Origin of the sequence: Proteus sp. G2609 (genome assembly GCF_963896135.1) — a bacterium.
Taxonomy (GTDB): domain Bacteria; phylum Pseudomonadota; class Gammaproteobacteria; order Enterobacterales; family Enterobacteriaceae; genus Proteus; species Proteus mirabilis.
In genome coordinates, this window is sequence record NZ_CAWQNB010000009.1 from 132,503 (window position 1) to 145,941 (window position 13,439).

12 protein-coding genes are annotated in these 13,439 nt (G+C 40.4%); 7 read left to right on the forward strand and 5 right to left on the reverse strand.

Translation table 11 applies throughout. The annotated features are described in order from the left end of the window. Position 1: 1 nt before the first annotated feature. The 4 genes from AACV01_RS03825 to AACV01_RS03840 all read left to right on the forward strand — a co-directional run bounded on the left by AACV01_RS03825 (position 2) and on the right by AACV01_RS03840 (position 5,652). Entirely contained in the window at positions 2 to 1,399 is a 1,398-nt protein-coding gene (locus tag AACV01_RS03825; RefSeq protein ID WP_004252677.1) for an FAD-dependent oxidoreductase, read from the forward strand. 523 nt (positions 1,400 to 1,922) lie between these two features. Further along, positions 1,923 to 3,197 (forward strand): C4-dicarboxylate transporter DcuC, encoded by a 1,275-nt coding sequence (gene dcuC, locus AACV01_RS03830; protein ID WP_004245277.1) that lies wholly within the window; start codon positions 1,923 to 1,925, stop codon positions 3,195 to 3,197. A 14-nt stretch (positions 3,198 to 3,211) separates the two neighbouring features. Further along, on the forward strand, positions 3,212 to 4,477 hold the full coding sequence (locus AACV01_RS03835; RefSeq protein ID WP_161682458.1) for an amidohydrolase: 1,266 nt from the start codon (positions 3,212 to 3,214) through the stop codon (positions 4,475 to 4,477). 149 nt (positions 4,478 to 4,626) lie between these two features. After that, positions 4,627 to 5,652 (forward strand): MerR family transcriptional regulator, encoded by a 1,026-nt coding sequence (locus tag AACV01_RS03840; RefSeq protein ID WP_049216740.1) that lies wholly within the window; start codon positions 4,627 to 4,629, stop codon positions 5,650 to 5,652. Between the two features lie 78 nt (positions 5,653 to 5,730). On the opposite strand, the gene sspB is transcribed toward AACV01_RS03840, so the two are convergent. From sspB to zapE, 5 genes are all read right to left on the reverse strand, one after another. Then, positions 5,731 to 6,240, reverse strand: a complete 510-nt coding sequence (gene sspB, locus AACV01_RS03845; RefSeq protein WP_161682460.1) for a ClpXP protease specificity-enhancing factor — start codon at positions 6,238 to 6,240, stop codon at positions 5,731 to 5,733. Between the two features lie 6 nt (positions 6,241 to 6,246). Then, complete coding sequence (gene sspA / locus AACV01_RS03850) at positions 6,247 to 6,888, reverse strand: stringent starvation protein SspA (RefSeq protein WP_004245282.1); 642 nt, start codon at positions 6,886 to 6,888, stop codon at positions 6,247 to 6,249. Positions 6,889 to 7,523: 635 nt separating this feature from the next. Further along, positions 7,524 to 7,916, reverse strand: a complete 393-nt coding sequence (rpsI, locus tag AACV01_RS03855; protein ID WP_004245284.1) for a 30S ribosomal protein S9 — start codon at positions 7,914 to 7,916, stop codon at positions 7,524 to 7,526. Between the two features lie 15 nt (positions 7,917 to 7,931). Then, positions 7,932 to 8,360, reverse strand: coding sequence for a 50S ribosomal protein L13 (gene rplM / locus AACV01_RS03860; RefSeq protein ID WP_004245285.1), 429 nt, complete (start codon positions 8,358 to 8,360; stop codon positions 7,932 to 7,934). 449 nt (positions 8,361 to 8,809) lie between these two features. Next, complete coding sequence (gene zapE / locus AACV01_RS03865) at positions 8,810 to 9,928, reverse strand: cell division protein ZapE (RefSeq protein WP_020945151.1); 1,119 nt, start codon at positions 9,926 to 9,928, stop codon at positions 8,810 to 8,812. A gap of 202 nt (positions 9,929 to 10,130) precedes the next feature. On the opposite strand from zapE, the gene zapG reads away from it, so the two are divergent. The 3 genes from zapG (at position 10,131) to degS (ending at position 13,416) form a co-directional block, all read left to right on the forward strand. Beyond that, positions 10,131 to 10,535, forward strand: a complete 405-nt coding sequence (zapG, locus tag AACV01_RS03870; RefSeq protein ID WP_004245287.1) for a Z-ring associated protein ZapG — start codon at positions 10,131 to 10,133, stop codon at positions 10,533 to 10,535. A 227-nt stretch (positions 10,536 to 10,762) separates the two neighbouring features. Next, positions 10,763 to 12,154, forward strand: coding sequence for a serine endoprotease DegQ (gene degQ / locus AACV01_RS03875; RefSeq protein ID WP_020945150.1), 1,392 nt, complete (start codon positions 10,763 to 10,765; stop codon positions 12,152 to 12,154). Positions 12,155 to 12,345: 191 nt separating this feature from the next. Next, positions 12,346 to 13,416, forward strand: a complete 1,071-nt coding sequence (gene degS / locus AACV01_RS03880; RefSeq protein ID WP_004245290.1) for an outer membrane-stress sensor serine endopeptidase DegS — start codon at positions 12,346 to 12,348, stop codon at positions 13,414 to 13,416. Positions 13,417 to 13,439 lie beyond the last annotated feature (23 nt).

The following is a 13,439-nucleotide window of genomic DNA, read 5'->3' on the forward strand; positions in this document are numbered from 1 at the left end:
GATGGGTCAGAATGTGTATCAATTTATCGACTTAAATCGCGTTGAACCGACTAAAAAGCCGTTAGCTGTGCGTAAAATTGAGTTTGTCGAAATTTATGAGGCATTTTCTGCTGAGCAAGCCTCTGCACAAGCCGATCGCTGTTTAGACTGTGGTAATCCTTATTGTGAATGGAAATGCCCGGTGCATAACTATATCCCTAATTGGCTAAAATTAGCCAATGAAGGACGAATAATAGAAGCAGCAGAGCTTTCTCATCAAACCAATAGCTTACCGGAAATCTGTGGTCGTGTTTGTCCACAAGACCGATTATGCGAAGGCGCTTGTACGTTAAATGATGAATTTGGTGCGGTCACTATTGGTAATATAGAACGCTATATCAATGATACCGCCTTTGCGCTGGGCTGGCGCCCTTCCCTGTCTCAAGTCACCATGACAGATAAAAAAGTCGCCATTATTGGTGCAGGCCCTGCGGGATTGGCTTGTGCTGATGTGCTGATCCGCCAAGGAGTAAAACCCGTAGTCTATGATAAACACCCTGAAATCGGTGGATTACTCACTTTCGGTATTCCCTCTTTTAAACTTGAAAAATCGCTGATGGTAAGACGACGCGAGTTATTTAGCGAAATGGGAATAACCTTTTGTCTTAATACAGAAATAGGCAAAGATATCTCACTAAAAACACTGACGGAGCAATATGATGCTGTTTTCCTTGGCTTGGGTACTTATCAAAGTTTGAGTGGTCATTTTGCCCATGAGAACGCAATGGGGGTTTATAATGCCTTACCTTATTTAATTGGTAATACTCGCCATTTAATGGGTTATGCAGAAGATCCCCAATCACCTTATATCGACCTCAATAAAAAGCACGTGATGGTGTTAGGGGGTGGGGATACGGCGATGGATTGTGTACGAACCGCGATCCGCCAAGGTGCCACTAAAGTAACTTGTGTTTATCGTCGCGATGAAAATAATATGCCCGGCTCTAAACGTGAAGTAAAAAATGCCAAAGAAGAAGGTGGCGAATTTTTATTTAATCGCCAACCCCTTGATATTGAAGTAGATGCTAATAATAACGTCATCGGTGTTCGTGTAATAAAAACACAAACCAACGGGGAATTAAAATATATAGAAGGCAGCGAACATATATTATCCGCAGATGCGGTTATTCTTGCATTTGGTTTTAAACCTGCACACTATCCGTGGTTAGATGAAAATAATATTCAATACGCATCATCGGGTAGAATTATTATTAATGATGATCCACTATTACCTTTGCAAACGACCAATCCTAAGGTATTTGCTGGAGGTGATATTGTAAGAGGCTCCGATCTGGTGGTCACCGCGATAGCACAAGGAAGAGAAGCAGCGGAAGGGATCTTGCGTTATTTATCTTGTTAAAGATAGCAATATTCAATATTACTTATCTTTAATACTAAAATAGTAACAATACAATTTTATTTATAAATTACCCTGTTTTATTAAAATGGGGTAATTTATTTTTAACTATTATAAATATTAATCCCCCCTCCTAAAAACAACTATTTTAATAATTATTCTCATTATTGTTTAATAATAATTTCCTCCAACACCTTTCTACAAAAAATAGTTGTTTTATTTTGTATAAAAATAACATCTATGCTCTATAGTTAATTTAATTTATTTTCCTAATTTTTACTTTATCTGTTTTTATTTAACTTTTACGCTAATTTTTGTCCATCATTATTTGACTGCAATTGTTAATAACATCACAGTCTAAAAAAATAGATTTTATTTCAGTGCGCAAACTTGATAACAATCAAATATTGTCAGCCTAGCAACTTCATAATGGAATTACCTGATAACTTTACCGAAAAATATAACTTATTGATATTGGGTTATTTTATTCATTAAGCACATTGTCATAATTAACTAGGGGATCACCATGGTGATGCAACTTATAGCCGTAGCCGTTATTATCGTAACGGTCTATTTGCTAATAAAAAAATATGAAACCCGTATGGTATTGATCGGTGCCGGCTTATTGTTATGTATTTTAAGTCTGACACCGCTCGATGCTTTCACTGCATTTAGTGATCGCATGGTTTCATCATCATTAATTCAAGCTATCTGTTCAAGTATGGGTTTTGCCTACGTGATGAAATACACCAAGTGCGATATGCACTTAGTCCATGTTTTATCAAAAGTCCTGACTCGTCTTGGTTTCTTTCTTATTCCAGCAACAGTGATCGTCACTTATTTTATTAATATTGCGATCCCATCAGCAGCCGGATGTGCAGCGGCCGTTGGTGCAACGCTTATTCCGTTATTAATCGCGGCACGTATTCACCCCGCAATCGCAGGTGGTGCGGTGTTATGTGGTACTATCGGTTCCATGTTAAGCCCTGGTATGTCACATAACGCTTTTGTGGCGAATATGGCCAATATGGAAGTCGTCGATTTAATCGCTCGCCATAGCCCATATAGTTTAATGGCAGGAGCAATAGCAGCAGTTTCACTCGCTGTTGTCGCTTTAGTGAAAAAAGAGTTTAAAGTCTCTTCTGTAGCCACAGATGTCGCCAACTCATCTTCTCAAGCAACACCAGAAGCAGTACGCCCTAATTATTTATATGCAACTGCGCCTTTTATCCCATTAATTCTATTAATACTGCCTTTCTTCGAAACATTTAGTACTTTTAAACTATCTGTGCCAGCAGCAATGTTAATTGGTGCCATTTATGCACTGATCATCACATTAACCAATCCGGCTCAAATTACTAAAGAGTTCTTTAAAGGGATGGGTAATGCTTATGGGGATGTGCTGGGGATCATTATCGCAGCAGCCGTATTTGCAGCCGGTCTAAAAGCATCAGGTCTGATTGATGCCTTTATCAACTTCTTAACTCACTCACCTGAATTTGCCCGTTGGGGTGGTACATTAGGGCCATTCTTAATGGGGATTATTACTGGCTCTGGTGATGCTGCAGCATTTGCTTTCAACGAAACCGTCACACCACACGCTGCACAATTTGGTTATGAAATTCCTGACATGGGTATGGCAGCAGCATTATCAGGCGCATTAGGTCGTACAATGTCACCATTAGCAGGGGCAGCCATTGTTTGTGCTGGTCTTGCCAATATCAACCCTATGGAAATCGCAAAACGTACTGCACCGGGTATGATTATCGGCGTCATCGCTGTTGCGTTATTCATGTTATAAGTGGAGAAATGATTATGTCAGTTTCACTAGAACAATTAATTAAATGGCGTCGCGAATTTCACCAATACCCTGAAATTGGCTGGTCTGAATTTTTAACCACTGCCAAAATCGTCAAAGTGCTACGTGGCTTAGGATTAGAAGTTAAAGTCGGCCCTGAAGTTATTAACCAAGACTTTGCTTTTGGACGCCGTCGTCAGGTGGTTGAAAAAGGATTGGCGGTAGCAAGAAAACACCATGTTGACGAAGCACTGCTTGATGAAATGCAAGAGCTTACGGGTTGTGTCGCTATTTTCGATAGTGGCAAACCAGGGCCTACTGTTGCACTGCGTTTTGATATTGACTGTGTTGGGGTAACAGAAACAACAGAGACTCAACATCGTCCACAAGTAGAAAATTTCGCCTCTTGTCATCCTGGCGAAATGCATGCTTGTGGTCATGATGGTCATATTACTATTGGTTTAGGGGTTGCTCACTGGTTAGTCGACAATAAAGATAAAGTGAGCGGTAAAGTAAAAATTTTATTCCAACCCGCAGAAGAAGGCGTTCGTGGTGCAAGAGCAATGGCGGAAAGTGGCATTGCTGATGATGCAAATTACTTCTTAGGCTCACACTTAGGCTTTATCGCCAATAGTGGTGAAATCGTTCTTAACCCAACACATTTTTTATGTACCACTAAATATGATTTCCGTTTTAAAGGTACGCCTTCTCATGCGGGGGCAGAGCCAGAGCTAGGTCGTAACGCATTAGCAGGCGCTTGCCATGCCGCAACACAAATGCTGGGGATCTCTCGCCATGGTAAGGGGATGTCTCGTATTAATGTTGGGGTATTAAAAGCCGGTGAAGGTCGTAACGTCACTCCTGCCAATGCCGAAATGCAAATCGAAGTGCGTGGTGAAAATGAAGAGATCAATAGCTTTATGGCTGCCAATGCTGTACGTATGGCAGAAGGTGCCGCACATAGCTTCCAATTAGAAATGGAAAGCGAAGTGATGGGGGAAGCGGTTGATTTAACCAATGACCAAGAACTGATTGATGTGATGGCCAAAGTGGTGGGTAAACACCCAGAACTCACTGCGATCCCAACCCGTCCATTCGGCGGAAGTGAAGATGCAACGGTGTTAGCAAAACGAGTACAACGCTGTGGTGGTAAATCTCTTTACTTTATTGTTGGTGCCGATAGAACTGCCGGACATCACCAAGCAGGCTTTGATTTTGATGAACAACAACTGATGACTGCGGTAAATCTTTACACGGGTTGTTTAGAAGAATTACTGAAATAATCTCTTTTATTTAATTGACTCATTAAAACGCTCTATATCACTATAGGGCGTTTTTTATGCTGTTTTATCGTACAAAAAAATTTAAATTAACCTATTGACCCTTACGTTACGTGAGGTTTTAACCTGCATGACATACAGGAGGTGAAGATATGCTATTTCAAGTAGGAGAGATCGCTAAAAAGACGGGATTAACGATCCGTACTCTCCATCATTATGAAGAGATAGGTTTATTGCAACCGACTGCAAGAACCGATGCAGGTTATCGACTCTATGATATGAAAAGCATAGAGCGATTAACGCAAATTCAAATGCTACGTCAAATTGGCGTCAAACTGAAAGACATCGGTCATATTCTTAATGGTCATAGTGCAGAGATAGCTTGTTTAATTGAAGAGCGCATTAGCCAATTAACCACGCAAATGCAACAAATTGCCAAATTGCGTTATCAGCTAGAGCATGTTCAACAACAAATACAAACAGGCACTCCATTTACGCAACATGACTGGTTTTCTTTATTGGAGATGATGTCTATGTACGATAAATATTTTACTTATTCTGAGTTAGCGCAGTTACCCCTCTATACTGCGCACACATTAAAAAGCCAAGCATGGCAACAGCGTATTTCAACTGTCAATAATTTGATTAAACAAGGTAAATCAGCCGATTCAAATGAAGCGATGCAAGTTTCAAGAGAGTGGATGATAGCTTTAGAGCAAGATACTGGGGGAAATCCCGACTTTTTTGTCCGTTTAAATAAAATGCATATTTCTGATGATAAGTTTGCGACGGCTACCGGTATTACTAAACAGATGATAGATTTTGTTGCTAAAGGCTTTAGCGAATATCAATTATCTGTTTTTAAACCTCATCTGACTCCAGAACAATTTGCCGTAGTACATCAGCACTATTTTGATGCTGGCAGTGTCTGGCCTGAGCTTATTTCTGGATTATATAATGCACTCACTTGCGGAGAAAAAGCAGATTCAGAGCAGGTGCAAAACCTCGCTAAGATGTGGCTAAATATGTTCAATCAATTTACACAGGGTGATAGTGATATTCAGGCCAAGATCCGTACCATTTATCAAACTGATCATGAAATCGCTAAAGGTACATGGATGACACCTGAGATTGGTCAATATTTATTTACGGCTATTAGTTTGCTAGTGCAAAAATAGCGTTAATTGAAAAATCAAATAGATATAAAAAAGCCCAGCATTTAACTGGGCTTTATGCAATGAAAATAAAAACGTTATTTATTTCACTACACGCAATGATGGGCGACCTGTTGGGCGAGGAGGCTCAGGATCATCATCTGGAGAAGATGGGTTTTCAGCCTGTGTCTCATCTTTCACTAAAGACAGTCCTTCAGTGGCCGAAGCTGAACTGCCGTCTTGCTGCTCATCATCCACCAATGATGGTGTATAACCTTCCTCATAGGCTGGCTCTGGCTCAAACATCATACCCGCACCATTTTCTCGCGCATATATTGCTATTACAGCCGCCATAGGTACGCGCACTTTACGAGGTACACCACCAAAGCTTGCACTAAATAGTACCTGATGCGGCATCAATTCAAGATGACTTACCGCAAAAGGAGAAATATTTAGTACGATTTGACCATCGTGCGCATATTCCATAGGGACTTGAACACCCTCGACATTAACATCTACCACTAAGTGGGGGGTTAACTCGTTTTCAAGGATCCAATCATAATGCGCACGCAATAAATGCGGACGGCGCGGAGACATATCCTTAATCTCCATGCTCTATTATCCTCTTGAAGGTAAACGCATTTCGCGCTCTGCTTCGGTTAATGACGCAAGGAAAGAATCCCGCTCAAAAACACGTTGCATATAAATTTGTACATCTTTCGCACCTGCACCGCTTAAATCCACGCCTAATACAGGTAAACGCCATAAGAGAGGAGCTAGGTAGCAATCCACTAAGCTAAACTCTTCACTCATAAAATAAGGGTATTCTTTAAATACCGGAGATACCGCCAATAGCTCTTCGGCGAGTTGTTTACGTGCTGCATTAGCTTGTTGATCGTTACCCTTTTCAATAACATTCATTAAAGAGTACCAATCTTGTTCAATGCGATGCATCATTAAACGGCTACTACCACGAGCAACAGGATACACTGGCATCAAAGGAGGATGAGGGAAGCGTTCATCAAGATATTCCATAATAATACGTGAATCATATAAAGTCAGTTCACGATCGACCAAAGTCGGCACACTCTGGTACGGGTTAAGATCGATAAGATCTTGTGGAAGATTACCAGCTTCAACCTGTTCAATTTCAACACTGACACCTTTCTCCGCAAGGACAATTCTGACCTGATGGCTGAAAATATCAGTCGGACCGGAAAACAAAGTCATTACCGAACGTTTGTTGGCAGCGACAGCCATGAAAACCTCCAAGTTAATCAATTAAAGGAACAAACATGCTTATGCATCTTCCATTCCCCCATTCCTACAAGACAAACGCACTCATGCCGTTAACTTAAAAAGTTATAAATAACTTAACTTCATTGAGTACGACATTGAGTACCACCTGCATAATAGTCTTATCCTAAGATAATTGTATTTTACAGGTTCAAAAAACCGTTTGTCTTTGCGGCACATATCATAATCAAGCAATACCAAAACAATCACAATATCAATTTGTCATAATAGTTTTGGTATGACTGTCAAATTCTTTATGGACATTAACCACAGTAAAATGGCCATAGGCAGCATGCAGCATTAAGAAATCGTCGAAAGAAAGACACTAAAGCAGGCTATTCTATCAGATTTCATGTCACTTAGGGTGAACAATGCGAATAATTCAATTCAATCTGCTAATATACACAAAAACTTAGTTTATAATATCATAAAAAAAAGATATTAAGGATTAAACTCTAAAAAAACGTATTTTTGATCTGCTTTTAATCCATGCTTTTTTCGGCCACAACACCACATTTTCAAAACAATTTTAAAAATAAAAAAACCCGCCTGTAAAGACGGGTTTTTCAACATCAAATTGATATCTAAAAGATAACAAATTAACGTTTTGAGAACTGTGGACGACGACGTGCTTTGCGCAGACCCACTTTTTTACGTTCAACAGAACGCGCATCACGGGTAACGAAACCAGCTTTACGCAGATCAGAACGTAGAGTCTCATCGTACTCCATCAGTGCACGAGTGATACCGTGACGAATCGCACCTGCTTGACCAGAGATACCACCACCTTTAACAGTGATATATAAATCCAGTTTACCAAGCATATCAACTAATTCCAGCGGTTGACGAACAACCATACGTGCTGTTTCGCGGCCGAAGTAAACTTCAAGGCTACGTTTGTTGATTACGATATTACCGCTACCTGGCTTAATGAAGACACGTGCGGAAGAACTTTTGCGGCGACCTGTGCCGTAGTATTGATTATCAGCCATTGCCTATTATCCCGATTAAATGTCCAGAACTTGCGGTTGTTGTGCCGCGTGGTTGTGCTCAGCGCCTGCGTAAACTTTCAGTTTACGGTACATAGCACGACCCAGAGGCCCTTTTGGCAGCATGCCTTTTACCGCGATTTCGATTACACGCTCAGGACTACGGGCGATCATCTCTTCGAAAGTCGCTTGCTTGATACCACCTACGTGACCAGTATGACGGTAGTAAACTTTGTCAGTACGTTTATGACCAGTTACCGCTACTTTCTCAGCGTTTAAAACGATGATGTAGTCACCAGTATCAACGTGCGGAGTGTATTCCGCTTTATGTTTACCGCGTAAACGGCGTGCGATTTCAGTTGCTAAACGACCTAAAGTTTTGCCGTCTGCATCAACAACATACCAGTCGCGTTTTACGGTTTCTGGTTTAGCTGTAAAAGTTTTCATTATTGAAAATTACCCAATGTTTAGTTACACGTTGGTGAACACTCGGTTCAAATGCTATTGAGGTTCACACGACTCTTGTGTCCAGCAAACCTACCCCTTCGAGTAGCACTGCTGACTCTAAAATGCGAGTTTTTTGGGAAATAAAAAACTTGCTGCAACGTGGGGTCGCAAGATTATAGAGAAGTCAGAAAAAAAAATCGAGTCATAATTGAAAAACAATTGGATTCTTTTTCAATATTTCAGCAAAAAATACCTTATGGCGCTATTTTTGTTAGCCTACTCGCCATCTCTGTCATCAACTATTACCACCTGAAGAGAAGCATTCTCCCTTGCCAAAGCGATTGTAATCACTTAATAAGTACCGTTTTGCCATTTTTATAACAATCAATAGCATCAAGCGTTACAATGAGCGCCATCCTACCATAATCAAAACAGAGTTTCTTTAACAATTAAGCGAGATGAGGCTGTGAAAGATACTCTTCACTTTGCATTTCTTGCAAACGCGATAAACAACGTTGGTATTCAAAACGTAAAAATTGCCCTTGATAAATCTCGCTCATCTCAACATCAGCATTAATAATTAGTTTCACCTTACGCTCATAGAACTCATCAACCAATGCTAAGAAACGACGGGCAACATCTTCATTTCTACTCCCCATCTGCACCATTTCATAAAGCAACACAGTGTGATAGTGCTTTGATAATTCAATATAATCAAGTTGACTCCGCGCTTGTACACATAACGTATCAAAGTTAACCGCCAGTACACCATTAGCCACTTTTCTCATTACCATTGGACGATGATTAATGGTTAATGTGGGCGCGAATACAACTTCACTACTGCTGGCAAGCTGAGTAAAAATTTTATCCATTTGCTGGCGGTTATGCTCTGTTAATGGAGATAAAAATAGATGGGCTTGAGTTAATGTTCTTAAGCGATAATCAATCCCCGCATCAACATTCAAAATTTCACAATGGCTTTTTATTTGTTCTATAGCAGGTAAAAAACGTGCTCGTTGTAGTCCATTGCGATAGAGATCATCAGGGGGAATATTAGATGTCGCCACTAAAGTAATACCTCTGGCAAATAACGCTTCAAGTAATGTTCCTAAAATCATCGCATCAGTAATATCTGAAACAAAGAACTCATCAAAACAGAGTACATCGGTTTGCGCTTTAAAGCCGTCAGCAATGATATCCAGTGGATTTTCTTGCCCTTGTAAGCCTTTTAATTCATCTTGCACCCGTAACATAAAGCGGTGAAAGTGCAGACGCAGTTTTCGTTCTGTGGGTAAGCTTTGATAGAACATATCCATCAACCAGGTTTTACCTCGCCCAACCCCTCCCCACATATAAACACCACGCTCAGGGACAATTGCGCTTTTTTTCGCACGAAACTTTCCTAACAACCGCTGAGTAATAGAACTTTTTTCTGGTGATGTCCGGTTTAATAATGCATGGTATAACTGTTGCAGATGGAGAACGGTTTGTCGCTGAACCTCATCAGGTTGATAATCCCCCTGCTGTAACGCGGTTTCATAAAGTGATAATGGCGTGCTAACGGTCATGGATGCTCTCTTATCCTTAAAATTTTGACATAAGTAAATACCTTGCGAATGCCTCTATTATAAGCAGTAAGAATTGTTTTAACATCGATGTAACACAGGAATTTTCATATTAAGCTTAAGGATATTATTCCACCCATGCCTTTTAGCGGTTATGATGTTATAAGAATCCATCGTCCTCACTATTAGATGAAAAGGAGTTGCCATGGTTTGGGTTTATGCACTGATTGGATTAGTTGTTGGTCTTATTATCGGCGCACTGGCAATGCGTTATGGTAATAAAACCATGCGCCAACAAGATGCTATAAAAGCAGAATTAGATACTAAAAAAGAAGAACTTGATACATATCGCAACGAGCTTGTCAGCCACTTTGCTCGAAGTGCTGAACTACTGGACAATATGGCGAAAGACTACCGCCAACTTTATCAACACATGGCAAAAAGCTCCAATGAGTTAATGCCAGACATGCCTGTTCAAGATAACCCATTTAATTATCGGTTAAGTGAATCAGAGGCAGCCAATGATCAATCCCCGATCAAAATGCCGCCACGGGATTATTCCGAAGGGGCATCTGGATTATTTAGACCTACCGATAAAAAAGATGATTAACACACAAACGCCACAACTATTGTGGCGTTTATTTTATATTATTTTGTAAAAAGTTAATGATTTAATAGGACGGTTTAAAGATAGCTATTGTCTTGTAAATCCATGTAAAAGAAAGCCCTACTGATAGCTTACCAATGAACTTTCCTTTATTTCTATATGTCTTAGTAACATCGAGCTCATATTGAGCAATAAATATTTTTGATAACAATATCAAGAGACTCATATTCATGTTGACTAAAAAAAGAAAATTGCTACTTAGCGCATTAGCGATGAGTGTTGGTTTATCACTCTCTACTCTCCCGGCAACCAGTATGGCTGCCCTGCCTGCGGTAATGCCATCTGGAGAACAACTACCTAGCTTGGCTCCAATGCTAGAAAAAGTCTTGCCCGCTGTGGTCAGTGTGCATGTTTCTGGAACTCGAGTGCAAAGCCAGCAGGTTCCAGAAGAGTTTAAATTTTTCTTTGGTCCAAATTTTCCTTCACAACAACAAAGCATCCGCCCTTTTGAAGGCTTAGGTTCAGGGGTGATTATTGATGCTGAAAAAGGTTATGTATTAACCAATAATCACGTTGTTGATGGAGCCGATAAAATTCAACTCCAAATTAATGATGGCCGTGAATTTGACGCCAAATTAATTGGTAGCGATCCACAAACAGATATCGCCCTGCTACAAATTGAGAAACCCAATAACTTAACCGCCATTAAAATGACTGACTCAGATAAATTACGTGTTGGTGACTTTGCGGTTGCTGTGGGTAATCCATTTGGTTTAGGTCAAACCGCGACTTCCGGTATTATTTCAGCCTTAGGTCGTAGTGGTTTAAATCTGGAAGGGTTAGAAAACTTTATTCAAACTGATGCATCAATTAACCGTGGTAACTCTGGTGGTGCTTTAGTTAATCTCAATGGTGAACTTATCGGTATTAATACCGCAATTTTAGCACCAGGTGGTGGCAATATTGGTATTGGTTTCGCGATCCCAAGTAATATGGCGCGTGATCTCAGCCAACAACTGATTACACATGGTGAAGTAAAACGCGGTATTTTAGGTATTCGCGGTACTGAAATGAATGCTGATTTAGCGAAATCCTTTAAAATTGATGCCCAACGAGGTGCTTTTGTCAGTGAAGTATTGGCGGACTCTTCCGCAGCTAAAGCCGGTATAAAACCAGGTGATGTCCTTATTTCTATTGATGGTAAACGCATTAATAGCTTTGCTGAATTAAGAGCAAAAGTTGGTACAACACCACCAGGTAAAGAGATCCTGATTGGTTTGATCCGCCAAGGAAAACCAATGGATGTCAAAGTTACACTAGAGAAACAATCAGCAGATGCAACGCGAGCGGATAACTTCTCTCCCGCACTTCAAGGGGCAACGCTCAGTAACTATGTTAACAAACAAGTTAAAGCGGTTGCTGTAGATTCTGTGGAGAAAGGCTCAGCGGCAGCAGCATCGGGGTTACAAAAAGGCGACCTTATTATTGGTATCAACAATATGCCAATTGGCTCCTTAGGTGACTTACGTAAAACCATCGATGCTAAACCACCGGTTCTTGCATTAAACATTAAACGTGGCAACGAAGAAATTTATCTTCTGTTACGTAACAGCTCGCGTTAAACCCCACTTACTTGTATCTAATTTATTTGTTCCTTTCAGCCCTATTACTTCGGTAATAGGGTTTTTTTCTTGATTTCATATCACTAAAAAACGATTTTCTACGCTGACATATCCTTTCAAAAGCGAAACTGTGCTATTCTCATGACACTTACGACGCTATCCTCTTATTCAAACATAAATACAGGATTTTTATGTTAAGCAAGCTACTGCGATCTACCTTGATTGGTGTTTTAACAGCTGCCATTCTTTTGGTTGCGGTACCTTCTATCCGCCCTATCTTTATTGAACACCTGATTAATGGTGATTTTCTTAATGCCCCATTTAGCTATAACAAAGCCGTGCGCCGTGCGGCACCTGCGGTAGTTAATGTCTACAGCAGCACAATGGGAAGCTTTTCTCAAGAAGGGCGCGAGCTGACCTCGCTAGGTGCGGGGGTGATTATGGATCCGCGGGGCTATATTCTTACCAATCAGCACGTTATTAATAATGCAGATCAAATTATTGTGGCTTTGCAAAATGGTGATCTCTATGAAGGGTTATTGATTGGCTCAGATCCCTTAACCGATCTTGCAGTATTAAAAGTTGATGCAGAAAAATTACCTACCATCCCCATCAATAGTAAGCGTATTTCTCATGTGGGTGACGTCGTTTTAGCCATTGGTAACCCATTTAATATTGGGCAAACTATCACACAAGGTATTATTAGTGCCACAGGACGTGTCGGCTTAAGCCCAACACGTTACCAAAACTTCCTTCAAACCGATGCGTCAATTAATGAAGGTAATTCAGGGGGGGCACTGATTAATACTGAAGGTGAGTTAGTGGGTATTAATACCATGACCTTTGATTCAGGCACCTACAATGGCTATCGCCCCAGTGCGGAAGGACTTGGTTTTGCTATTCCAACACAATTAGCCGTAAAAATTATGAATAAGCTTATCCGTGATGGGCGAGTTATTCGTGGTTTTATTGGTATTACCGCGAAAGAGCTACCTAAAATTCGCTCTTCAAATACCGATATTAAACAGATCCAAGGATTACGTATCTTCCGCATTACGCCCAATAGTCCTGCTGATAAAGCGGGAATGAAAATTGGCGATATCATTTTAAGTATCGACCATGCTCCCGCTAAATCAGCTATGGAGATGATGGACTATATTGCAGAAACACGTCCTGGTACCGTTTTACCGGTAACCTTATTACGTGATGGTAATGAAATAAATGTTGATGTCACTATTTCAGAATATCAGCCAGAGTCATAGCCATAGCTAACTTTCGCGAGTTA

Excerpts from the sequence above, each read along its gene's own strand:
- degQ (WP_020945150.1), top strand. The coding sequence starts at position 10,763 with ATGTTGACTAAAAAAAGAAAATTGCTACTTAGCGCATTAGCGATGAGT.
- zapE (WP_020945151.1), bottom strand. The coding sequence starts at position 9,928 with ATGACCGTTAGCACGCCATTATCACTTTATGAAACCGCGTTACAGCAG.
- dcuC (WP_004245277.1), top strand. The coding sequence starts at position 1,923 with ATGGTGATGCAACTTATAGCCGTAGCCGTTATTATCGTAACGGTCTAT.
- sspA (WP_004245282.1), bottom strand. The coding sequence starts at position 6,888 with ATGGCTGTCGCTGCCAACAAACGTTCGGTAATGACTTTGTTTTCCGGT.
- rpsI (WP_004245284.1), bottom strand. The coding sequence starts at position 7,916 with ATGGCTGATAATCAATACTACGGCACAGGTCGCCGCAAAAGTTCTTCC.
- AACV01_RS03835 (WP_161682458.1), top strand. The coding sequence starts at position 3,212 with ATGTCAGTTTCACTAGAACAATTAATTAAATGGCGTCGCGAATTTCAC.
- zapG (WP_004245287.1), top strand. The coding sequence starts at position 10,131 with ATGGTTTGGGTTTATGCACTGATTGGATTAGTTGTTGGTCTTATTATC.
- AACV01_RS03840 (WP_049216740.1), top strand. The coding sequence starts at position 4,627 with ATGCTATTTCAAGTAGGAGAGATCGCTAAAAAGACGGGATTAACGATC.
- rplM (WP_004245285.1), bottom strand. The coding sequence starts at position 8,360 with ATGAAAACTTTTACAGCTAAACCAGAAACCGTAAAACGCGACTGGTAT.
- degS (WP_004245290.1), top strand. The coding sequence starts at position 12,346 with ATGTTAAGCAAGCTACTGCGATCTACCTTGATTGGTGTTTTAACAGCT.
- sspB (WP_161682460.1), bottom strand. The coding sequence starts at position 6,240 with ATGGAGATTAAGGATATGTCTCCGCGCCGTCCGCATTTATTGCGTGCG.
- AACV01_RS03825 (WP_004252677.1), top strand. The coding sequence starts at position 2 with ATGGGTCAGAATGTGTATCAATTTATCGACTTAAATCGCGTTGAACCG.